General features: G+C 69.1%; 19 protein-coding genes and 1 riboswitch. Of the genes, 8 read left to right on the top strand and 11 right to left on the bottom strand.

What is annotated here, in order from left to right; all coding sequences use genetic code 11:
* Positions 1–91: 91 nt before the first annotated feature.
* Both ABE488_RS10690 and rsmI read right to left on the bottom strand, forming a co-directional pair.
* Positions 92–961 carry an alpha/beta hydrolase gene (locus ABE488_RS10690; RefSeq protein ID WP_346448312.1) on the bottom strand — a complete coding sequence of 290 codons (870 nt, stop codon included), beginning with the start codon at positions 959–961 and terminating at the stop codon, positions 92–94.
* A gap of 38 nt (positions 962–999) precedes the next feature.
* Positions 1,000–1,836 carry a 16S rRNA (cytidine(1402)-2'-O)-methyltransferase gene (gene rsmI / locus ABE488_RS10685; protein ID WP_346445257.1) on the bottom strand — a complete coding sequence of 279 codons (837 nt, stop codon included), beginning with the start codon at positions 1,834–1,836 and terminating at the stop codon, positions 1,000–1,002.
* Between the two features lie 76 nt (positions 1,837–1,912).
* Between rsmI and ABE488_RS10680 the strand changes: the two genes are divergently transcribed.
* The 3 genes from ABE488_RS10680 (at position 1,913) to ABE488_RS10670 (ending at position 4,251) form a co-directional block, all read left to right on the top strand.
* Positions 1,913–3,142, top strand: a complete 1,230-nt coding sequence (locus ABE488_RS10680) for a penicillin-binding protein activator (RefSeq protein ID WP_346448311.1) — start codon at positions 1,913–1,915, stop codon at positions 3,140–3,142.
* The gene (locus ABE488_RS10675) at positions 3,139–3,519 is read left to right on the top strand and encodes a YraN family protein (protein ID WP_346448310.1); all 381 of its coding nucleotides are present in this window, start codon (positions 3,139–3,141) and stop codon (positions 3,517–3,519) included. The genes ABE488_RS10680 and ABE488_RS10675 overlap by 4 nt, the downstream gene beginning before the upstream one ends.
* Before the next feature lie 174 nt (positions 3,520–3,693).
* The gene (locus tag ABE488_RS10670; RefSeq protein WP_346445242.1) at positions 3,694–4,251 is read left to right on the top strand and encodes a TlpA disulfide reductase family protein; all 558 of its coding nucleotides are present in this window, start codon (positions 3,694–3,696) and stop codon (positions 4,249–4,251) included.
* Between the two features lies 1 nt (position 4,252).
* On the opposite strand, the gene thiL is transcribed toward ABE488_RS10670, so the two are convergent.
* The 9 genes from thiL to glyA form a co-directional block, all read right to left on the bottom strand.
* On the bottom strand, positions 4,253–5,209 hold the full coding sequence (gene thiL, locus ABE488_RS10665) for a thiamine-phosphate kinase (protein ID WP_346448309.1): 957 nt from the start codon (positions 5,207–5,209) through the stop codon (positions 4,253–4,255).
* A 21-nt stretch (positions 5,210–5,230) separates the two neighbouring features.
* Positions 5,231–5,695 (bottom strand): transcription antitermination factor NusB, encoded by a 465-nt coding sequence (gene nusB / locus ABE488_RS10660; RefSeq protein WP_346448307.1) that lies wholly within the window; start codon positions 5,693–5,695, stop codon positions 5,231–5,233.
* Complete coding sequence (ribH, locus tag ABE488_RS10655; RefSeq protein WP_346448305.1) at positions 5,692–6,159, bottom strand: 6,7-dimethyl-8-ribityllumazine synthase; 468 nt, start codon at positions 6,157–6,159, stop codon at positions 5,692–5,694. Before ribH ends, nusB begins: the two co-directional genes overlap by 4 nt.
* Positions 6,160–6,199: 40 nt before the next feature.
* Positions 6,200–7,300 (bottom strand): 3,4-dihydroxy-2-butanone-4-phosphate synthase, encoded by a 1,101-nt coding sequence (ribB, locus tag ABE488_RS10650; protein WP_346448304.1) that lies wholly within the window; start codon positions 7,298–7,300, stop codon positions 6,200–6,202.
* On the bottom strand, positions 7,297–7,914 hold the full coding sequence (locus ABE488_RS10645; RefSeq protein ID WP_346448302.1) for a riboflavin synthase: 618 nt from the start codon (positions 7,912–7,914) through the stop codon (positions 7,297–7,299). Before ABE488_RS10645 ends, ribB begins: the two co-directional genes overlap by 4 nt.
* Before the next feature lie 94 nt (positions 7,915–8,008).
* Positions 8,009–8,176, bottom strand: a riboswitch (FMN riboswitch).
* A gap of 176 nt (positions 8,177–8,352) precedes the next feature.
* On the bottom strand, positions 8,353–9,450 hold the full coding sequence (gene ribD / locus ABE488_RS10640; RefSeq protein ID WP_346448301.1) for a bifunctional diaminohydroxyphosphoribosylaminopyrimidine deaminase/5-amino-6-(5-phosphoribosylamino)uracil reductase RibD: 1,098 nt from the start codon (positions 9,448–9,450) through the stop codon (positions 8,353–8,355).
* A gap of 118 nt (positions 9,451–9,568) precedes the next feature.
* The gene (gene nrdR, locus ABE488_RS10635; RefSeq protein ID WP_346445248.1) at positions 9,569–10,093 is read right to left on the bottom strand and encodes a transcriptional regulator NrdR; all 525 of its coding nucleotides are present in this window, start codon (positions 10,091–10,093) and stop codon (positions 9,569–9,571) included.
* Between the two features lie 24 nt (positions 10,094–10,117).
* Positions 10,118–10,609 carry an energy transducer TonB gene (locus ABE488_RS10630; RefSeq protein WP_346448299.1) on the bottom strand — a complete coding sequence of 164 codons (492 nt, stop codon included), beginning with the start codon at positions 10,607–10,609 and terminating at the stop codon, positions 10,118–10,120.
* A complete protein-coding gene (gene glyA, locus ABE488_RS10625; RefSeq protein WP_346448297.1) occupies positions 10,609–11,877 on the bottom strand; it encodes a serine hydroxymethyltransferase in 1,269 nt (422 codons plus the stop codon). Before glyA ends, ABE488_RS10630 begins: the two co-directional genes overlap by 1 nt.
* A gap of 213 nt (positions 11,878–12,090) precedes the next feature.
* Between glyA and ABE488_RS10620 the strand changes: the two genes are divergently transcribed.
* From ABE488_RS10620 to ettA, 5 genes are all read left to right on the top strand, one after another.
* Positions 12,091–12,720 carry a response regulator transcription factor gene (locus tag ABE488_RS10620; RefSeq protein WP_346445250.1) on the top strand — a complete coding sequence of 210 codons (630 nt, stop codon included), beginning with the start codon at positions 12,091–12,093 and terminating at the stop codon, positions 12,718–12,720.
* Positions 12,721–12,725: 5 nt separating this feature from the next.
* A complete protein-coding gene (locus ABE488_RS10615) occupies positions 12,726–14,624 on the top strand; it encodes an ATP-binding protein (protein WP_346448295.1) in 1,899 nt (632 codons plus the stop codon).
* 286 nt (positions 14,625–14,910) lie between these two features.
* Positions 14,911–16,599 carry a ShlB/FhaC/HecB family hemolysin secretion/activation protein gene (locus ABE488_RS10610; protein WP_346445252.1) on the top strand — a complete coding sequence of 563 codons (1,689 nt, stop codon included), beginning with the start codon at positions 14,911–14,913 and terminating at the stop codon, positions 16,597–16,599.
* Positions 16,600–16,609: 10 nt separating this feature from the next.
* Positions 16,610–21,313, top strand: a complete 4,704-nt coding sequence (locus ABE488_RS10605; RefSeq protein ID WP_346448293.1) for an MBG domain-containing protein — start codon at positions 16,610–16,612, stop codon at positions 21,311–21,313.
* Between the two features lie 157 nt (positions 21,314–21,470).
* Entirely contained in the window at positions 21,471–23,135 is a 1,665-nt protein-coding gene (gene ettA / locus ABE488_RS10600) for an energy-dependent translational throttle protein EttA (protein ID WP_346448291.1), read from the top strand.
* Positions 23,136–23,138: the final 3 nt, after the last annotated feature.

Genomic DNA, 23,138 nt, shown 5'->3' with positions numbered 1-23,138 from the left:
CGCATGCCACTCCAGGCGTGGCAGCCTCGGCTTGGAGCACCTCGCCACGCGGTGCGTTTCATGCATACCGGCAACCTGCGCGACCACCCCCTCAATCGCGCTCGACGCGATCCAGCAGCGCCAGCATCGCGGCGCGGAACTGGGGCGAGGACGACGCGTCGTTGTGGCCGCGCTCGGGCACGACCTCCAGGCGCTTGTCCTGGGGCGGCAGCGGCGTCGCGTCGTACAGCGCCTGCGAGAACCGCGGCGCAGTGACGACGTCGCGTTCGCCGACGACGAACAGCACCGGCTCGTCCAGTCGCCTGGCGATCTCGAGGTTGCCGGCCTGCCGCAAGGCCGGCGCAATGTCGAAGCCGCGCACTGCCAGCCGCGTCCAGAACCCCGACCGCGCGCGCATCGCCGCGGCCCAGTCCTCGGTCGTCGTCATCGAACTTTCGAGGATCACGGCATCGAGCGTGCGCGCATCGGCGACATGGCCGGCAAGAAAACTGCCCAGCGATTGCCCGTGCACGATCAGCGGCCGGCCCGACGCCGCGGTCTCGGCGCGCAGCGCATCGTAGACCTGCAGCGCGTCGGCCTGCAGCGCGGCGATGGTCGGTGTCCCGGTGCTGCCACCGTAGCCGCGGTGATCGACCAGCACCAGATCCACTGGCAATGCCTCGTAGGCCCGCAGGGCGAACTTGGCATGCAACCCGATGCGATAGCCGTTACCGCCAAAGTACAGCACCGTCGCGCGGGCGTCGGGCCGCTGCAACCGCAGTTGGTACAGCGAGGCGCCATCGGCGGTCTCGATCCGCGTCTCGGTCGCGGTGTGGGCCGGGTAGGCGGCACGCAGCGCGTCCAGATCGGTCGGCGGCGCCGGCATCGGCCGGACGAGATGCGATTCCTGCACGCGGAAGGCACAACCGGCCAGCACGAAACAGAACATGAAGGCCGCCAGACGGCGGAGGGCTCGGGACATGCGATCGGCATCCTTGCGACGGATGCCATTCGACCCGTTCAGGCGTCCTGAGTTCCCTGGCCGTAGAGCGCCTTGCGCGGCGCGCCGCTGAGTTCGGCGGCGACCTTGGCCGCGGTCGACGGCGGCAAGTGTCGCGCGAGCGCGGCGTAGAGCCGCCGCCCTTCCGCCAGTGCTGCATCCTCGGAAGCGGGCGCGCCTTCGACAAGCACGACGAACTCGCCCTTGCGCTGGTCGGCGTCGGCGACGACGCGCGCGTGCAACGCTGCCAGGTCGCCGTCGAGCACGGTCTCGAACAACTTGGTGAGTTCGCGGGCGACCACCGCGCGGCGCGCGGGACCGAATGCCGCGACGGCGTCGGCGAGCATTGCGTCGATCCGGTGCGAGGACTCGTAGAACAACAAGGTGCGCGGCTCGGCGGCGAGCGCCTGCAGCCGTTCGCGCCGCGCGCCCGCCTTCGCCGGCAGAAACCCTTCGAACACGAACCGGTCGCTGGGCAGCCCGGCCGCACTCAGCGCCGCAATCAAGGCACTCGGGCCCGGCACCGGCGACACCCGCAGGCCGGCCGCGCGCGCGGCCGCGACCAGTCGGAAACCCGGATCGCTGACCAGCGGGGTGCCCGCATCGCTGACCAGCGCCAGGGCCTCGCCGCCGCGCAGGCGCTCCACCAGGCGCGCCGCCAGCCCGTCCTCGTTGTGCTCGTGCAGCGCGACCAGCGGTCGCTCGATGCCGAAATGGCCGAGCAACTGGCGGGTGTGCCGGGTGTCCTCGGCGCAGATCGCATCGACCTCGCGCAGCACCTGCTGCGCGCGGGGCGACAGATCGCCCAGGTTGCCGATCGGCGTGGCGACGACGTGCAGGACGCCCGGCGCGGGCATGGGGCGGGCGGATGCAGTCATCGTCTCCACAGCGGAACGCTAGAATGCGGCCATTATCCCGCAGCGGAACCGCGACATGACAGCAACCCAGGCCCAGACCGCGCACGCGACCCCGCGCGTCCTCCGTCCCGGCAGCGCCACCCGCCCGATGGTGGCCGTGGCCCTGGTGGCGCTGATCGCCGGGTGCGCGACCGTGCGCACCACCGGCACCGCCGGCCCAGGGGCCAGCGACGTCGCCCCCGCCGAGCCGGGCCGCTGGCAGTTCGACGACGCTCGCCCGCCCGCCGAATCCGACGGCTACCGCCCGCCGCGCAAGCTCGCGGTGCTGCTGCCGATGAGCGGCGCGCTGGCGACCGCCGCCGGTCCGGTCCGGGACGGCCTGCTGGCCGGCTACTACGGCGAGCGCCGCACGCGGCCGGAACTGGCCTTCTACGACACCGCCGGCACGCCGGCCGGCGCCGCCGGGGCCTATGCCCGCGCGATCGCCGAGGGCGCCGACCAGATCGTCGGGCCGCTGGGCCGCGACGAGGTCGACGCGGTCATGCAGTCGGCCTCGGCGGTGCCGCTGCTCGCGCTCAACCGCGGTGCGACCACGCCCCCCCAGAACGCCGCGGCGTTCTCGTTGGCGCCGGAGGACGAAGGCGATGCGGCCGCGCAGTACCTGCTGCGCCGCAACGCGCGCAATGTACTGGTGCTCAGCAATGGCGACGACAATGCACGGCGCAGCGTCGACGCCCTGCGCGCGCGTCTGACCCAGGCCGGCGGCACCATCGTCAGCACGATCGCGGTCGTCGGCGACACCCCGGTCGACCAGACCGCCGCCTTCCGCAATGCGGTGACCGCCGGCGCGGGCGTGGATGCGGTGTTCCTGGCGATCCGCGGCAACCAGGCGCGCGTGATCGCCCCCCAGCTGTCGGTCGCCGGGCTCGGCAGCCGGTTGCGCCTGGGCACCTCGCAGCTGACCGCAGGCACCGGCAAGCCGGAGGAAGACCAGATCCTGGACGGCATCATGTTCCCCACCGAAAGCTGGTCCACCGGGGCCAGCGCGCGCTCGCTGCCGCCGCAGGCGACGATCGCGCGCGACCTGCCGACCGCGCGCGGCGGCGCGGCGCGGCTGTTCGCGTTCGGCTTCGATGCCTGGCTGCTGAGCGGCTACCTCGAACATCTGAGCCGCAATGCCGAGGCCGGTATCGGCGGCGCCACCGGCATGCTGCGCATCGGCCCCGGCGGCCAGGTCGTGCGCCAGCCGGCCTGGGCGACCTGGCGCGACGGCCGCGTGGTCGCGCAGGCGGACGCTGGCGGTTGAACGAGCGCCGCAGCGACGGCCAGGCCGCCGAGCGGGCGGCGCTGGCCCACCTGCAGGCGGCCGGACTGACGCTGCTGGCCGCCAACGTCGGCTACCGCGGCGGCGAGCTGGACCTGGTCATGCGCGACGCGCGCGGCGCGGCCGCGACGGTCGTGTTCGTCGAGGTGCGGCACCGGCGCACCCTGCGCTTCGGCGGCGGCGCGGCCTCGATCGATGCCGGCAAGCGCCGTCGGATCGTACTGGCAGCGCAGTTGTTCCTGTCGCGCCAGCCCCGACTGCGCGACCTGCCCTGTCGCTTCGATGTCGTCGAAACCACCGGCGATGCGGCCGCGCCGACCCTGCGCTGGATCGAGGACGCGTTCCGCGCGGACGATTGAGCGTGTGTCCGCGCCGCGCGGGCGGCGTGCATCGATCCGCGAGGCAGCGATACCCGATCAAACGCATTCGTGCGTGTCGATCGCCGCGCGAACGCACCGCCCCTGGCGAGACCCAGTACGTATCAGGCCCCGCGCATGCGAAGATCGGCGCGGGGAACCACAGGGGATTCAGGGATGAGGCGATCGATCGTCAGCTGCGTGCTGGCCTGCGCGCTGCTCACCGCTGCGATGGGCGGCGCGTGCGCCCAGGAGGCGACACCACCGCCGGTCGGCAGCGTGCCGCCGCCGTTGCTCGGCAAGGATCGCGCCGGCCGCGAGGTGGATCTTGCCGCGCTGCGCGGCAAGGTCGTGATCGTGACCTTCTGGGCCTCATGGTGCCCGCCCTGCCGCAAGGAACTGCCGGTCCTGGGCCATTTCCAGCGCGTGGTCGGCCGGGATGCGCTCGAGGTCGTCGCGGTCAACTACAAGGAACCGCGCGCCGACTTCATCGACGTGGTCCGCAAGAACCGCGACATCGACCTGACCTGGGTCCCGGACCCGCGCGGCCGCATCAGCGATCTCTACGGGGTAAGGACGCTGCCGCACATGTTCATGCTCGACCGCGACGGCCGCGTCGCCTTCACGCATCGCGGCTACAGCGAGCAGTCCCTGCCCGGCATCATCGACGAAGTGCTGAGCCTGCTGCCCGACGAGGTGCGCACCCGTCCGGTGCCGGACACCGCATCGCGCTGATTCAACCGGCGAAGTGGTCCCAGCCGGCGCGGGCGGGCGTCCAGGCGGCACCGTCGCCCGTGCGCGCGACGACGCCGTCGCCGGCCACGATGCACCCGACCCGGGTGACCGGGATCCCGCTGGCCCGCGCAATCGCGGCGATCGCCGCGCGCGCATGCTGGGGCGCGGTAAAACACAGCTCGTAGTCGTCGCCGCCCGTGGCCTGCAACGTACGATGTTGTCCAGGGTCGGCGATCGCGCGCCGCAACGCCGCGGAGGCCGGCAGCGCATCGACATCGACCTGCGCAGCCACCCCACTCGCCCGGCAGAGATGGCCGAGATCGGCCAGCAGGCCATCGGACACGTCGATCGCGGCATGCGCATGCGTCACCAGCGCCTGACCCAGCGCGAGCCGCGGGTCCGGCCGGTCGAGCCGGCGACGCAATTCGGTATCGCGCGCCCCGCCCTGCGTCCACTGCGCAAGTGCGGCGGCCGCATCGCCCAGGGAGCCGCTGACCCAGACGTCGTCGCCGACCTGGGCACCATCGCGCCGCAGGGCGTGGCCAGGCGCGACGAAGCCGTGGACCGCGACACAGACCGACAGCGGGCCGCGCGTGGTGTCGCCACCGACCAACGCGACCGCGTGCGGACGCGCCAGCGCGTCGAAGCCGTCGAGGAAGGCGTCGATCCACTCCGTATCGGGGGTCGGCAGCGACAGCGACAAGGTGCACCAGGCCGGTCGCGCGCCCATCGCCGCCAGGTCCGACAGATTGACCGCCAGCGCTTTCCAGCCGATGTCGGCGGCGGCGGTGTCGCCGGGAAAATGCACGCCGACATTGAGCGTGTCCATCGCCACCACGAGCTGCCCGCCCGCCTCGGGCGTCAGTAGCGCGGCGTCATCGCCGATGCCCAGCACCACATCGCCCCGCCGCACCACGCGGGCGCGGATGCGATCGATCAGCGAGAACTCGCCAGCCACCGGAATGCGACGCGAAGGCGGTCAGCGGCTGCGCAACGCCCCGACCTCGGGCGCGCGCCACTGCGCAGCGGCGCGGTCGAGCACGCCGTTGACGTAAGTGTGGCCGTGCTCGGAGCCGAAGCGCTTGACCGTGCGCAGGGCCTCGTCGATGACCACGCGGTAGGGCACGTCGACGCGGTGCTGCAGCTCGTAGGCGGCGATGCGCAGCATCGCGCGCTCGATCGGGTCGACCTCGTCGATCTCGCGATCGAGGAACGGCGCCAGCGCGGCGTCGAGCTCGCGGTAACGGCTGCCCACGCCGTGTACCAGATCCTCGAAGTACGCCAGATCGGCGACCTCCTTGGCTTGTTCGTGGGCGAACTGCGCGACGATATCGCGCGCCTGCGCGCCCGACATCTGCATCGCGTAGACGGCCTGCAGCGCGCGGCGGCGCGCGCGCGAGCGCAGCACCGGGTCGACGCCATGGGGTTTACGGGTCTGGGTCATCCGATCTTGTCCAGCAGGTTGCTCATTTCGATGGCGACCAGCGCCGCCTCCTCGCCCTTGTTGCCATGGCTGCCGCCGGCCCGCTTCTCGGCGTCGCTGTAGTCTTCGACCGCGAGCACGCCGTTGGCGACCGGCACGCCGGCATCGAGCGCAACACGCATCAGCGCATCGCTACAGCCGTCGGCCACCTGCTCGTAGTGCCGGGTATCGCCGCGCACCACGCAGCCCAGGGCCAGCAGCGCGGCATGGCCGCCGGCCGCGGCGAGGCGCGCGCACGCCAACGGGATCTCCCAGGCACCGGGCACGCGCACCACGTCGACCGCGTCGTCGGCGACGCCGTGGTCGGCGAACGCCTTGCGCGCGCCGGCGACGAGGGCGTCGGTGATCTTGGGATTCCAGCGGCTGGCGACGATCGCGTAGCGCGCGCCGGCCGGGGCGCGCAGGTCGCCTTCGATGTGACTCATGGGCATGGGGCCTCGCTCAGGCCGGCCAGTTTAGCGCGCGTCATGCCGGAACGGTCTCCACGACCTCCAGCCCGTAGCCGGACAGGCCGATCTGCCGGCGCGGCGTGCCCAGCACGCGCAGCCGGCCCAGGCCGAGGTCGGCCAGGATCTGCGCGCCGGCGCCGTTGCGTCGCCACTGCCCGACATCCTTGTCCTTGCCCGGGGGGCGCACGACCGGCTCGCGCCGCAGCCGCGCCAGTAGGCCATCGGCATCGCGCGGCGCCGACAGCACGACCATCACGCCCTGCCCTTCGGCCGCGATCGCCCGCAGCGCATCGGTGGCGGCGACGCCGAAATCGTCGCGGCGCCAGTGCAGCAGGTCGGCCAATGGGTTCTCGACCTGCACACGGACCAGCGTCGGCGTCGCCGCATCCGGCGTGCCGCGCACCAGCGCGAAATGCAGCTCGTGCGCGATCCGGTCGCGATAGGTCACCAGCCGGAACGGGCCGAACTCGGTCTCGATCTCGCGCTCGTCGATGCGCTCGACGGTGCGCTCGGTGCTCAGGCGATAGGCGATCAGGTCGGCAATCGAGCCCATCTTCAGCCCGTGCTCGCGCGCGAACGCCTCCAACTCTGGACGACGCGCCATGCTGCCGTCGGGGTTGAGGATCTCCACCAGCACGCCCGCCGGCTCAAGACCGGCCAGCATCGCCAGGTCCACACCGGCCTCGGTGTGGCCGGCGCGGGTCAGCACGCCACCGGGCTGGGCGATCAGCGGGAAGATGTGGCCGGGCTGGTGCAGGTCCTCCGGCCGCGCGTTGGCCCGGACCGCGGTGCGGATGGTATGCGCGCGGTCGTGCGCCGAGATGCCCGTGGTCACGCCCTCGGCGGCCTCGATGCTGACCGTGAAGTTGGTCTGGAACTGCGCGGTGTTGGCCCGCACCATCGGCGCCAGGCCCAACTGAGCCGCGCGGTCGGCCGTCAGCGGCAGGCAGACCAGGCCACGACCGTGGGTGACCATGAAGTTGATGTCGGACGGCCGGACCAGTTCGGCGGCCATGATCAGGTCGCCCTCGTTCTCGCGGTCCTCATCGTCGACGACCACGACCATCCGCCCGGCGCGGATCTCTTCGAGCAGTTCGGGGATCGGGGCGAAGTTCATGCGTGCGCTCCAGGCGGCACCACGCCGCTGGCGAGCAGGCGCTCGACATAGCGCGCGACCAGGTCCACCTCGAGGTTGACCGCCTCGCCCACCGCGGTGACGCCGAACGCAGTGTGCGCCACGGTGTGCGGCACCAGCGCCACTTCGAAGCCGTCGGCATCGACCGCGTTGACCGTCAGGCTGACACCATCGACGCAGATCGAACCCTTGTGCGCGACGTAGCGCAGCAGCGCCGCCGGCGCCTGGAAGCGCCAGCGCTGCGCGCGCGCGTCGTCGTGCACCGAGGCCACCCGGCCGACGCCATCGACATGGCCGCTGACCAGATGTCCGCCGAGCCGGTCGGTCGGGCGCATCGCGCGCTCGAGGTTCACCGGTCGGCCCGCGGCCAGCGCACCGAGCGTGGTCAGGGCCAGCGTCTCGGTCGAGGCATCGGCCTCGAAGTGCGCGTCGTCGTGTGCGACGACCGTCAGACAAACGCCGTTGACCGCGATGCTCTCGCCCAGCGCCACGTCCGCCAACGGCAACGTGCCGACCGCGATACGCAGCCGCGCGTCGCCGCCGCGGGACTCGTTGGAAACCAGGCGTCCGACGCCTTCGATCAATCCGGTGAACATGTCGCTGCCTCCGTCCGCGCGGTCGCCCGCACGGTGTGCCGAATGGGAACGGTTCGGGACGCGACAGCGCGCGCGGCCGCGGGGCCACGCATGACGTCGTCTTCTTGCATCCGGACTCTGACCGTCGGCCCCGGACTTCGACCGGGTCTGCTGACCTGCCGGGCCGATGCGAGGATCTCGCACATCGCCGGCAGCGCTCGCGGGCTCGCGCGTCGCCGCGCCTACCGCCGGTGGGGACTTCCACCCCGCCCTGAAGACATTCGATTGGTTGCCGGACAGGCCGGCGCGGGCATTCTAGCAGCGCCGCGGCCCTCGCCTGCCCCGCGCGGCGGGACGCTTCATTGCACCGGGCCGGGCCTCACGCGCCTGTCTGGCGCTTTCCCACTCCCGGGCGCAGGAAAGCGCCGCGATCCGGTGCCTTGGCGCGGGGCGGCTGGCTCAGCCGGCTGCGACCGGACGCAGCTGCAGCCGGATGTCGTCGCCAAAACGCGCAACATCGACCGTTTCCAGCCGCAGCCGGCGCGCCATCGCGTCGATGCCCAGGCCATCGAACAGCGGCCGGGCGCGCTCGCCGAGCAGCACCGGGGCGACGTAGAGCAGCAACTCGTCGACCAGGCCGGCGCGCAGTAGCGCGCCCGACAGCACGGGCCCGGCCTCGACCTGGACCTCGTTGATCCCGCGCGCGGCCAGCAATGCCAGCGCCGCCGCCAGGTCCAGCCGGCCGTCGCGCCGCGGCAACGCGGCGTGTTCGCAGCCCAGGTCCGCCGGCACCGCGACATCGGCGGCGTGCAGGTAGAGCGTGGGCGCGGCCGCATCGCGGACCTGTCGGCGCGACAGCGAGGCGAGCCCAGCATCGAGCACGACACGCAGCGGCGGCACGAACGACGCCGCGTCCTCGAGCCGCACGGTCAGCGCTGGATCGTCGGCCAGCACGGTCCCGCTGCCGGTCAGGATCGCGCCGCTGCGTGCGCGCCAGCGCATGACATCGGCCCGCGACAGCGGCCCGCTGATCCATTTCGAGTCGCCGTCGGCCATCGCCGTGCGGCCATCGAGACTGCAGGCAAGCTTGACCCGCACCCACGGCCGGCCGCGCTCGACGCGTGACAGGAAGCCTGCATTGAGCGCGCGCGCCTGCGCTTCCAGCAAGCCGGCCTGGACTGCGATCCCGGCCGCGCGCAACCGGGCGAAGCCGGCGCCGTCGACCTGCGGGAACGGATCACGCATCGCCGCGACCACGCGTGTCACCCCGGCCGCGATCAACGCATCGGCGCACGGCCCGGTGCTGCCGACATGCGCGCACGGCTCGAGGGTCACGTAGGCGGTGGCGCCCTGCGCCCGCGCGCCGGCCGCCTGCAGCGCGAACACTTCCGCGTGCGGCCCGCCCTTGCGCTGGTGCCAGCCCTCGCCGACGACCGCGCCGCCCTGCACCAGCACGCAGCCGACCATCGGGTTGGGCCGCGTCGTCCAGGCGCCGCGTTCGGCCAGCGCCAGCGCATGCGCCATATGGCGGTGATCGTCGGTATCGAAGTCGGTCATGCGGGGGTCTCCAGGCGATCAGGGGGCGGGCCTCGCCACAGCGCGCGCGCCTGCGCTCGGCGCGTCATCGGCGGTCACGGACCTCCGATCTCGCCAACCGCACAGTTGGCGCGGCCAGTCAGCGCTTGCGCGCGCCCCGGCCGGGCGGCAGCGCCTCGCCGCCGAGCAGCGGCAGTTGCGCATCGGCCGGCAGGTCGCGCTCGAGCCGGTCGAGTTCCTCACGGAAATCGGCCACGTCCTCGAATGCCCGGTACACCGAGGCGAACCGCACGAAACCGACGTGGTCGAGCTTGCGCAGCTCGGCGATGACGAACTCGCCGACTCGCCGCGACGAGACCTCGCGCTCGGCGGTCATGCGCAACTGGTGCACCACCGCCCGCACCGTCGCCTCGATCTGCTCCTCCGACACCGGCCGCTTGTGCAGCGCGCGGTCCATGCTCAAGCGCAGCTTGCGCGCGTCGAACGGCTCCCGGCGACCATCGCCCTTGATGATCGCAGGCAGCTTGAGCTCGATCGTCTCCAGCGTGCTGAACCGCTCCCCGCAGGCCTCGCACTCGCGACGCCGGCGGATCGTCGCGCCGTCCTCGGACGCGCGCGAATCGATCACCCGGGTATCGATGTGCTGGCAGAAGGGGCAGTGCATACCGGTTCCCGAGGAAATCCAGCGCTAGGGGGTGCCGAACTCGACCGGCTGGCGGACCAGCGAGCGGATCGGCTGGCCATGCAATGTAGACGGCAAGAAACGATACCCAAGCGCGAATTCGACAGCACTGGCCTCATAAAGCGGATCGGAACTGCAGGTCACCAGTGCTTCGGGCACCGAGCCATCCTTCTCGACCAGGATCAGCACCACAACGTGGCCAGCGCCATAGGCGCGCAGCGCCCGTCTGGGGTAGCGCAGCTCTCGGGGCGCCTCGCGCAAGATGGGATCCACGGCGGCCGAGATGTCCTGATCGACCAGGTCGCCATACCAGGCTTCGAGACGCTCGCGCAGCTGGTCTTCCGCCATTCGAGGCGTCGTGCCGGCCGGACAGAGCAACAGCTCCTCAGGCCCAGCCTCGGCGTAGATCGGAGCGACGACAGCGTCGCGCACGACGTTGCCTTCTTGCGCCTGCGACGACGCAGCTGCCAGCACGGCAAGCAGCGATGCAGCCCACATCAGCCATACACCGGATACTTGGCGCACTGCGCGGCGACCTTCTCGCGCACGGCGGCGATGACGCTGTCGTCGGCCGGTGCGTCGAGCACGTCGCAGATCCAGTGGGCCAGGTCGGCGCAGTCGGCCTCGGTGTAGCCGCGCGTGGTCACCGCCGGCGTCCCCAGGCGCAGGCCCGAGGTCACGAACGGCTTGCGCGGGTCGTTGGGCACGGCGTTCTTGTTGACCGTGATGTGGGCGCGGCCCAGGGCTTCTTCGGCCTCCTTGCCACTGACGTCCTTACCGATCATGTCGACCAGCATCAAGTGATTTTCGGTGCTGCCGGAAACGATCTTGTAGCCGCGCTCGATGATCACCTTCGCCATGGCCTGCGCGTTCTTCACCACCTGCTGCTGGTAGGTCTTGAACGCCGGGTCCAGCGCTTCCTTGAACGCGACCGCCTTGGCAGCGATCACGTGCATCAGCGGGCCGCCCTGGATGCCGGGGAACACGATCGACTGCAGCTTCTTGCTCATGTCGTCGAACGCGTCGCCCGCGCCTTCGCGACTGGCGACGATGATGCCGCCGCGCGGGCCGCGCAGCGTCTTGTGCGTGGTCGAGGTCACGACGTGCGCATGGGGCAGCGGGCTGGGATAGACCCCGGCCGCGACCAGACCCGCGACATGGGCCATGTCGACGAAGAGCAGTGCACCGACCTTGTCGGCGATCGCGCGGAAGCGCGCCCAGTCGATCTTCTGCGAGTACGCCGAGAACCCGGCGACGACCATCTTCGGCTTGTGCTCGAGCGCGAGCCGCTCGACCTCGTCGTAGTCGATCAGCCCGGCATCGTCCACGCCGTACTGCACCGCGTCGAACAGCTTGCCAGAGGCGTTGACCTTGGCGCCGTGGGTCAGATGGCCGCCGTGTGCCAGGCTCATGCCCAGGATCTTGTCGCCAGGCTGCAGCAGCGCGAAGTAGACCGCCTGGTTGGCCTGCGAGCCCGAGTGCGGCTGCACGTTGGCATAGTCGGCATCAAACAGTTGCTTGAGCCGGTCGATCGCCAGTTGCTCGGCGACGTCGACGTACTCGCAACCACCGTAGTAGCGCTTGCCCGGGTAGCCCTCGGCGTACTTGTTGGTCAACTGGCTGCCCTGCGCGGCCATGACCAGCGCGCTGCAGTAGTTCTCCGACGCGATCAGCTCGACGTGATCCTCCTGCCGGCGGACCTCCTGCGCGATGGCCTGGGCGAGTTCGGGGTCGAATTGGGCAAGACGATCAGCGCGGAGAAACATGACGACTCCGTAAGGAATAGGGAAGGCAGATCAACGAACGATTGTATCTCCTCGGCGCCGCGCGCTCCGATCTGCACGGCCCGTTTCCGCACGGTGCGCTGGACCCACACGCGCTCGGATGGCAGGAGGCCTATTGATTACTGGTTCAGGTTTGTTAAGCTCCAGAGAATGATACCCGCTCAAACGCTCGCGCTCCCGTCACCGCTGCTCCTGGTGGAAGACGAACCACTCGTCCAGGCACGCCTGATACGTTTGCTGGTGGATCTGGGCTATAGCGCTGGTACCATCACCTGTGCTGACACACTTGCGCAGGCACGCGCATTGAGCCGGAGCGGGCCGTTCGCGATCGCGCTGGTGGACCTGCGGCTGCCTGACGGGGACGGCCTGGACCTGATCAAGGAACTCCGCGCCGCCGATCCGGCGCTGCGCATCCTGGTGATCTCCGCCTGGAGCGCGCGGCGGACGCTGTATGCCGCGCTGCGCGCCGGTGCAACGGGATACGTGCTCAAGGAGCGCGATGACCTGGAGGTGAGTCTGTCGATCCGCAGCATTCTGCGCGGTGGCGCTCCGATCGATCCATTCATCGCCCATCACATCATCGCCGAACTGCCCTTCAGTGCCACCCCAAGCGAGCCGGCCGCCGACAGCGCAGGCCTCAGTCCCCGGGAACAACAGATCTTGACCCTCGTCGCCAAGGGACTGAGCAATCGCGAGATCGCCGAGTCCTTGTACCTGTCACGCTACACGGTCGAGTGCCACATCAAAAACGTGTACCGGAAGCTCGAAGTCTCATCACGCACGCGCGCGGTGAACGAAGCCCGCTCAATAGGCCTGGTGTACTGACGCACGTGCTGCGCCAGCGCGCCCTCTGCCTGCTGACGTGGCTACTGCTGCTGCCCACCACAGGCTGGTGCTGCACACCGGTCATCGAATCGATCTCCGCCGCGCGCGGTGTTGAGGGTTCCCAGCAGGCCGCAGCCGCTCACCCCGCCACCGGCTGGGTGCCGGTCACCCTGCCGGACCGGTGGTCGCAGCGATGGCCCGGCCACGACGGCACGGTCTGGTACAGGATCGACTGGCACTCGGACTGCACGCAGAGAGCCGGGCCTCCGTCGCTGGTGATCGAGTCCATCGTGATGGCCGGGGCGGTCTACTCCAACGACGACCTGTTGTGGGCTGACCTGCAACTCGACGAGCCAATGTCCCGCAGCTGGAACATGCCGCGCCACTGGATTCTGCCCGGATCGGGGCTGCGCCCGGGACGCAACACCCTGTGGTTCAAGGTGCAAGGCCACGGACAGCCCTCGCAAGGACTCGGGCTGGTGCATCTCCTCGACGCGCCCCAGGCCCATGCACTCATGGACTCCCTGCAGTTGCATCGGCGCACCATGTTCACCGTCAGCCTCACCCTCTCGCTCGCCATGGGGGGCATGTTTGCGGGGATGTGGCTCTTCTATCGCCGCCGCGCCGAGCACGGCTGGTTCGCGCTGACCAGCTTCGCCTGGGCCGGCTTCATCTGGAACGTCCTGGCCACCGACACCTGGCCGTTCCCCGACACCCAGACACTGATGCGAGCCAACACGCTCGCACTGCTGGCATACGCTTACTGTTTCCGGATGTTTGTGCTGCGGCTCCTGGTGAAGGCGCCGTCCACCCGGCAGACCCGTGCCATGGCCGCGCTCGGTGGCATGGGCGCCGCGTCGATCCTGCTGTCCCCTCAAGCGCTCCTCGCCTCGATCATTTCCATCAATGCACTCGTTGCGGTGGGCGCGTTCATCATGACGTGCCTCGAGCTTATCGTACGCAGCGCACACAGGGCGAACGCACGCAACCGGCCCTTCGCCATCGTGGCACTTGTCTTTCTGTTCGCAGCCGCGCACGACCTGCTGGCAGTCAACGGACTGCTCTACACGCGCGGTGCCTATGCGCCCATTGCCGGGATTGCCCTCTCGCTCGTCATTTCGATCGTGCTCGCCGCACGTGTGGCCCGCAACATGCGTCGTGTCGAGCGCTTCAGCCAACGTCTCAATGCCGCGGTCGAGACGGCATGCACCGACCTCGAAATCTCGTTGCGGCAGGAGCGGGAACTGGCAATCGCGAACTCGCGCCTCAAAGAGCGCCTGCAGATGAGTTACGACCTGCACGACAGCCTGGGCGCCGCGCTCGGCCGCGCCATTGCGCTGGCCGAGCAGCCGAGGCACGGCACCGGCAGGTCCGATGACGCCCGTCACCTGTCGACACTGCGTTCGTTGCGAGACGACCTGCGCCAGATCATCGACAGCGGCACGGCCACCGACCCCGTCCCCCCGCAAACGCCCACCGACTGGCTCGCGCCCGTCCGTCACCGATTTTCGACCCTGTTCGATGAGCTCGACATCCACAGCCGCTGGCAGGTGCCCGCGCATTGGGACGTTCCGCCCGATGCACGCCAGTGCCTGGAAATGAAGCGGTTGCTGGAAGAGGCGTTGACCAACGTCATCAAGCACGCGGATGCACGCAACGTCGACGTCACCCTGCACATCCCGATGCCGGGCGCGCTCGAACTGCGGATCGAGGACGATGGCGTCGGCTTCGACGCGCCCCACGTCCGCCAGCATGGTGCAGGCCTTGGCATGCACTCGATGCAGGCGCGTGCAGGCGCCTTGGGTGGGGAACTCCAGATCCAGTCGCGGGCGGGCCACACCCGGATCAGCCTGCACCTACGCGATGTGCAGCACGCCCTGAAAACAGAGCCGCAGGCTTGCTGACGCAGGCTCGCAACTGACCTGCATTTTTCGATCGATTACCCAATTGCAGTGATTCCTGCGCGCAGGAACGGTCTACATACTTCTCTGCCGCCTCTGCCCGGTGCCACCCGCACTGCCACAGACCACTGCTGACCGCTCGGGGGATCCGGTCGCCACGCACTCTCCGCTCCCGGAATCCCGGCATCGCATCCGCGTTGGGCGCACACCTGTGCGCTCCGCCCACCGTCCGTTTGCCAAGGACGCGTGTGCGCCCGAGTGCACCCGTATCCACCTGGAGTTCCCAAGCATGCGACCGATTCATCGCCCCACACGTCATTCCGGCATCGGCGCCCTCGCCCTCGCCCTGGCCGCCGTTCTTCAGCCTGCTCTGGCGCGGACAGGCGACGACCCTGCGCCACCTGCCGTCGAATCCGGCCCGACAGCTGGCGAAACCCTGCTGCTGCGCGGCGTCACGGTCAGGGGTGCGGGCGAGCACGCCGACAAGGGCATCACCGCACAGCACGTGAAGGATGCCGCCAATGACGCTGCGGCGCGGATCATCGGCCCGCTGCCGGCGCAGGCCAGCCTGGCGCAGCTCGAAGCGATCGCCGAAGAGATCACGGGGTTGTATCGCCAGGCGGGCTTCGTCGTGGCCTACGCCTATCTGCCGCCGCAGGACATCAGCCAGACCGGCATCGCGCGCATCGAAGTGCTGGAAGGCAGCATCGGACGGATCCTGACGCATGGCAGCCAGCGCTACCGCGAAGATCAGATCGCCGCCAGCAGCCTGTCGCTGATCGGCAAGCCACTCCACCTGCGGGAACTCGAGCGCGCCCTGCTCTATGCCCGCGACCTGCCCGGCGTCACGCTTTCGCCTGTTCTGCGCCCCGGCCTCAATCCGGGCGAAACCGACGTGCTGCTGCAGGCCGAGGACAACGCCCGCCCCTATGGCGTGCGCGTGGGCGTGAACAACCACGGCACCGATGCCACGGGCCGATACCGCGTGGAAGCCGGCATCGCCGCGTACAACGTACTGGGCGCGAGCGACACGCTGTCGGCAAACCTGGCCTATGGCGTCGACCCGGCCGACAGCTGGCAGGCCGCCGTCGCGCTCAACCTGCCGTTCGCCCACACGCCCGGTTTGAGCGGTGTGTTCGGCCTGAGCCGCAGCGAGCTGGAACTCAATACCGGCCCGATGGCGGCGCTGGAGATCCACGGCCCGACCACCATCGGCTACGCAGGCCTCGACTGGACCTTCGCGCAGTCGGCTGGCCTCACCGCCAGCGCCTCGGCACGCTGGATCCACGAACAGTCGCGCCTGGACGGCCTGGGCATGGAGCTGTCGCGCCACAAGTTCGACGTTCTGGAAACCGGGGTGCGCCTGCGCCATACCGATCGGCGCTTGCGCGGCATCAACGTCGCCGAAGCCACGGTACGCAAATCGATCAACGACGAATCGCCCGGCTTCAACTGGCTCTACCCGGCACATGCATCGCACTTCCTCGTCAGCAAGCTGTCGCTCGCCCGCCTGCAGGCCCTGCCGGGCAACCAGCGCGTGCTGCTGCGCGGCAGTGCGCAGTTCACCGAGGATGCGCTGGTACCTCTCGAGCAGTTCAGCCTCGGCGGGCCAGACAGCGTGCGTGCCTTCCCGTTGTCGAGCGCACTGGGCGACCGCGGCGTCCTGGCGTCATTCGAGTACCAGGTCGATGCCCCCGGCTTCGCCGATCGCGCATCCCCCCTCGAAGGCGGCACCTGGCGCGACCTGCTGACGTTCTCGCTGTTCTACGACTGGGGCCGGGTATCACCGGCCGACGACAACCGCCGCCGGGGCGCACTGCCCATCGCCCTGGAAGGCGCTGGCGTTGGCATCGGCCTGCGCCTGCCGTGGCAGCCAGACATGCGCCTGGATCTGACCGCGGCGCGGCCGACTGCCCGCCACCGCGCCTTTGATGACGACGGCACCCAGATCTGGGCCCGTCTCGGCATGACGTTCTGAGGACTCCACCATGAATCGAATCTACAGCCTTGTCTTCAACCGTATCCTCGGCCGCATCCAGGTCGCCTCCGAGCTGGCCTGCCACTCGTGCGGCCGCGGCGCCAGTCCACGGCGCTTGCGCCTGCCCTCGACGCTTGCGGTCGCGATCGCGTTGGCCGGTGGCAGCGCCTGGGCACAGGTCGCGTCGGACGCGCTCCCCACCGGCATCCAAAGCTATCGAGGAATCTCGAGTATTACCCAGAATAAAGACGGCATGCGCATTGAGCAGTTTGCACATCGCGCCGCGATCGACTGGCACAGCTTCAACGTGGGCGCAGACAAGCTGCTGCGTATCGACCAGGCCAGCGGCGATGTCCTGCTCAATCGCGTGACTAGCGGCGACATCAGCTACATCAACGGCCGCATTGAAGCACCCGGGCACGTGTTCCTGGTCAACAGCGCAGGCGTGGTGTTCGGCCAGGGCGCGCGAGTCGATGTGGGCGCACTGGTCGCCTCCACGCTCGACATCAGCAATGACGACTTCCTGACCGGCACCCTGCACTTCAACACTGCGAGCAACGCCCCTTCCGCTTCGATCGCCAATCATGGCGAGTTGACGGCCCAACATGGTGGCAGCATCACGCTCCTGGGTGGGAAGGTTGCCAACCACGGACAGATCGAAGCCCCGCGCGGTCGTATCACCCTCGCCTCTGGCCGGACCATCACCCTGGATCCAGGCGACGGCGGTGCCAGCCTCCAGGCCGGCGCCGTCGGTGCGCTGGTCGAGAATCACGGCCAGATCCATGCCGATGGCGGCCAGGTGCTGCTGACCGGACGCGCAGTCGACGCCACGCTGCAGACGCTCATCAACAACACCGGCACCGTCCGCGCCCGCACTGTCGGCGAGCTCGCAGGCACAATCCACCTCGCTGGCCACTCCAGAGGTGGCGCGGTCGAAGTGGCCGGATCGCTGGACGCCAGCGCGCCCGACTCCGGCAATGGCGGCACCGTCCGCACCAGCGGCACACATGTGCGCATCCACGACGATGCCCGGATCTCGACCCGTGCGGACGCAGGCCGGACCGGTGCGTGGACGATGGAAACGACGCATCTCGCGGTGAGGCCGGGCGATGTCGGTCAACCTGGAAGCAAGCTTCTTGCCCAGACACTCCAGGCCAACCTGGAAAACACCAACGTCGCGCTGATTTCAACGCCCTCGGCCAGCGATCCGGGCGACGTTCAGGTCCTGGGCGCACTGGCCTGGAGCGCCGATACCACGCTGTCGCTCAGCGCCCACCAGAACATCCTCCTTGACGCCGCGATCGTGGCGCCCGCCGGCGGACTGCAACTCGACGCGGGTGCAGGCATCTCCGCACATGCGACCCTCGACCTGGGTACGTTTGCCCTTGATCGCGGAAACTGGTCGCAACGCGGCCCCAACCTGCCCGACTTCAGCGCCCGCGACTTCCGCCTCGGCGGCGGTAGTTTTCTGCGTGTGCTGGGGGGCGATGGCGCCCAAGCCGACACGCCGTACCAGCTGACCGACATCTACGGCTTGCAGGGAATGGTCGGGTTCCTGACCGGACACTTCGCGCTGGCGAACGACATCGACGCAAGTGGGACGCGGGGCTGGAACTGCAGTGCCGGCACCTGCAGCGGTTTCGTGCCGATTGGTGACAATCGTACCGACAGCAATCCGAGCCGATTCACCGGCAGCCTGGACGGCCGCAGCCACGTGGTGTCAGGTCTGACCATTTCAGCCGGCCCCACCTACACCACCGACGACGGCAACACGTTCACCTATGCAGGCCTGTTCGGTCGCACAGGTTCAGGTGCGAGGATCGCCAACATCGGTCTGGCGGATGCCAATGTCAGAGGACACAGCGGCAGTTACGTCACCGCAGGCGCATTGGTAGGATTCGCCACCGGCAGCGTCATCGCCAACAGCTATGCCACCGGCACGGTGCATGCTTCCAGCGATCACACGTCGTACGCCGGGGGGCTCGTCGGTCGCAGCAGCAGCCGCGTCGACGCCAGCTACGCAGCGGTTTCGGTCTCCAGCGAAGTTCCCAATTCGGTCGTCGGCGCAGCAGGCGGTCTGGTTGGCTTCAATCACAACGACGGCCACGTCGCCAACAGCTATGCCCTGGGCCAGGTCGTGTCCGGCCAGCAAAAGGGTGGACTGGTGGGGCAGAGCACGGCGTCCAGCAGTGTCGTCCGCAGCTTCTACGCCACCACGGATGCCTCGGGCACCATCAACAATCGCGGTGCGGGCGGACCTGGCTGGGAAGGCAACAGCGTCGGCACGGGCAGAACGCTGGCGCAGTTGGGCCAGCGCAGCACGTTTGCCAGTTGGGGCAGCGATCTCGATACGCGTGGCGGTACCGGCAGCATCTGGCGCCTCTACGAGGGTCACGGCACGCCACTGCTGCGCAGCTTTCTCACTCCGATCGATGTGACGGCGTCGACCTTCCCGAGGACGGTTTACGACGGCACCGTTGCCACGGGCATCGCCGCCTATGACACCAGCATCAGCGGCGCCCTGCTGGATGGCAGCCTCGCCTACATGACCCGGTCCGGGAATGTGGGCGTCTACCGCACGACGGATGGTTCACTTGTTTTGTCAGGCCTGTACTCGGGCCAGCAGGGCTATGACATCAGCTACGGCGATGCGAGCATGACCATCGACCCGCGGGCGATCACCGTCACCGCCGACAGTCTCGCCAAGGTCTACGGCAATGCCGATCCCTCGCTCACCTGGTCGGTGACCGAAGGCAGCCTCGTTGGTGCCGACACTCTCACGGGTGCACTCACCCGCGAAGCCGGCGAGAACGTGGGCCGCTACACCATCGATGCCTCCGCGCTGGCCAACGGCAACTACGTCGTCACTGCGATCGATGGCGTGCTCACCATCGACCCGCGGGCGATCACCGTCACCGCCGACAGCCTCGCCAAGGTCTACGGCAATGCCGACCCCACCCTCACCTGGTCGGTGACCGAAGGCAGCCTCGTCGGTGCCGACACCCTCACGGGCGCACTCACCCGCGAAGCCGGCGAGAACGTGGGCCGCTACACCATCGATGCCTCCGCGCTGGCCAACGGCAACTACGTCGTCACTGCCATCGACGGCGTACTGACCATCGACCCGCGGGCGATCACCATCGCCGCACACGACGCCCGCAAGGTCTACGGGGATACGGACCCAATGCTGTCCTGGTCGTTCAAGGAGGGCAGCCTGGCCGCAAGCGATACGATGACCGTGACCCTCGTCCGTTCGAGCGGCGAGAACGCAGGCACTTACACCATCGGCACATCGGTGCAGATCAATGACAACTATGTCGTCACCGCCATCGACGGCGTGCTCACCATCGACCCGCGAGCGATCACCGTCACCGCCGACAGCCTGGCCAAGGTCTATGGCAATGCCGATCCCACCCTCACCTGGTCGGTGACCGAAGGCCATCTCGTCGGCGCCGACACCCTGGCCGGTGCGCTCACCCGCGAGGCCGGTGAGAACGTCGGCAGCTACATCATCGATGCCTCGGCCTTGGCCAACGGCAACTACGTCATCACCGCCATCGATGGCGTGCTGACCATCGACCCGCGGGCGATCACCGTCACCGCCGACAGCTTGGCCAAGGTCTACGGCAATGCCGATCCCACCCTCACCTGGTCGCTGACCGAAGGCAGCCTCGTTGGTGCCGACACTCTGACGGGCGTGCTCACCCGCGAAGCCGGCGAGAACGTGGGCCGCTACACCATCGATGCCTCGGCCTTGGCCAACGGCAACTACGTCATCACCGCCATCGATGGCGTGCTCACCATCGACCCGCGGTCGATCACCGTCACCGCCGACAGCCTGGCCAAGGTCTACGGCAATGCCGATCCCACCCTCACCTGGTCGGTGACCGAAGGCAGCCTCGTCGGTGCCGACACCCTCACGGGCGCACTCACCCGCGAAGCCGGCGAGAACGTGGGCCGCTACACCATCGATGCCTCCGCGCTGGCCAACGGCAACTACGTCGTTACTGCCATCGACGGCGTGCTCACCATCGACCCGCGAGCAATCACCGTCACCGCCGACAGCCTGGCCAAGGTCTATGGCAATGCCGATCCCACCCTCACCTGGTCGGTGACCGAAGGCAGCCTCGTCGGTGCCGACACCCTCACGGGCGCACTCACCCGAGAAGCCGGCGAGAACGTGGGCCACTACACCATCGATGCCTCCGCGCTTGCCAACGGCAACTACGTCGTCACTGCCATCGACGGCGTGCTGACCATCGACAAGGCCAGCCTGACCATCACTGCCTTGGACGCGTTCAAGCCGATCGGACGTGCACTGACACCCACTGCCCACACTGTGGAGGGACTTCGCCGCGCAGACACCGTGCACTCCGTGCGGTTGCACAGCGCGGGTACGCCGGTCACTGCAGCACCGGGCCGCTACGCCATCGATGTCTCGGACGCCGCTGGCACGGGGCTGGACAATTACGTCATCACCTATGTCGGAGGCGATTTGCAGGTCGGCCTCGCCGACCGGGCACTGGCGGACGCGGCAGCCCGGGAGCAGCGCGGCCTACGAGCTGAGCAGACCCGGCGCCAGCAGGCCGCGACGACAGTACCTGCGGCGGACGGCCTGTTCAACGTGGATGGGGCGGGTGTGCACGTGCCTTCAACCGCGCGCTGCGCGCCGGAATGGCCGGCGATCGGTTGCGGGGACCGCGCGCCGGACTGAGGCTGCCGCCGGTGAATCGGTCGAAGCCGGTAGAGGAAGGCCCCCCGGCCCCGGCACCCGCCGGGTCCGGGGCCGAACCGCTATAATTGCGGCCTTGACTCCCTTCCCGACGCCGCCCGACCGGGCCCCGGCGCGGGCAGGCGCAACCGGAGCCCCCATGTCCTCGCAATACATCTACACCATGAACCGCGTGTCCAAGGTGGTCCCGCCGAAGCGGCAGATCATCAAGGACATCTCGCTGTCGTTCTATCCCGGCGCCAAGATCGGCCTGCTGGGCCTCAACGGCGCCGGCAAGTCGACGGTGCTCAAGATCATGGCCGGCGTGGACACCGACTTCGAGGGCGAGGCCCGCCCGCAGCCCGGCATCAAGGTGGGCTACCTGGAGCAGGAGCCGCGTCTGAATCCGGAACAGACGGTCCGTGAGGCCGTCGAGGAAGGCGTCGGTGAGGTGCTGCAGGCCCAGGCCGCGCTCGAGGCGGTCTACGCCGCCTACGCCGAGGAGGGCGCCGACTTCGACGCGCTCGCCAAGGAACAGGAACGCCTGGAGGCGATCCTGGCCGCCGGGGACGCGCATACGCTGGAGAACCAGCTCGACGTCGCCGCCGATGCGCTGCGTCTGCCGCCGTGGGACGCGAAGATTGGCAAGCTGTCGGGTGGTGAAAAGCGCCGCGTGGCGCTGTGCCGGCTGCTGTTGCAGAAGCCCGACATGCTGCTGCTCGACGAACCGACCAACCACCTCGACGCCGAGTCGGTGGAGTGGCTGGAGCAGTTCCTCGCCCGCTATACCGGCACCGTCGTGGCCGTCACCCATGATCGCTACTTCCTCGACAACGCCGCCGAGTGGATCCTCGAGCTCGACCGTGGCCGCGGTATCCCGTGGAAGGGCAACTACACCGAATGGCTGACGCAGAAGGACGAGCGCCTGAAGCAGGAAGAGAGCCAGGAAAAGGCGCGCCAGAAGGCGATCCAGAAGGAACTCGAATGGTCGCGGCAGAACGCCAAGGGCGGCCGCTCCAAGGGCAAGGCGCGCCTGGCCCGGCTGGAGGAACTGCAGTCGCAGGACTACCAGAAGCGCAACGAGACCAACGAGATCTTCATTCCGCCGGGCGAGCGCCTGGGCAACTCGGTGATGGAGTTCAAGAACGTCAGCAAGAAGTTCGGTGACCGGCTGCTGATCGACAACCTGTCGATGATCGTGCCGCCGGGCGCGATCGTGGGCATCATCGGCCCCAACGGCGCCGGCAAGTCGACGCTGTTCAAGATGATCACCGGGCAGGAGAAGCCGGACTCGGGCGAGATCGTCATCGGGCCGACCGTGCAGCTGTCGTACGTCGACCAGAGCCGCGACAAGCTCGAAGGCAACCACAACGTCTTCCAGGAGATCGCCGGCGGCCTGGACATCCTCAACATCAACGGCGTGGAGATCCAGTCGCGCGCCTACATCGGCCGCTTCAACTTCAAGGGTCAGGATCAGCAGAAGCTGGTGGGCTCGCTGTCCGGTGGTGAGCGCGGTCGCCTGCACATGGCCAAGACGCTGCTGCAGGGCGGCAACGTGCTGCTGCTCGACGAACCGTCGAACGACCTGGACATCGAAACGCTGCGCGCGCTGGAAGACGCCCTGCTCGAGTTCCCGGGCAACACGTTCGTGATTTCGCACGATCGCTGGTTCCTCGACCGCATCGCCACGCACATCCTCGCGTTCGAGGGCGACAGCCACGTCGAGTTCTTCCAGGGCAACTACCGCGAGTACGAGGAAGACAAGAAGCGTCGCCTCGGCGACGACGCCGGTCCCAAGCGCCTGCGGTTCAAGGCCCTGAAGTGACCC

Source organism: Luteimonas sp. TWI662, assembly GCF_039673825.1.
Taxonomy (GTDB): domain Bacteria; phylum Pseudomonadota; class Gammaproteobacteria; order Xanthomonadales; family Xanthomonadaceae; genus Luteimonas.
Note: the sequence above shows the minus strand (reverse complement) of the source record. Positions and strands in the feature narration are given on the sequence as shown.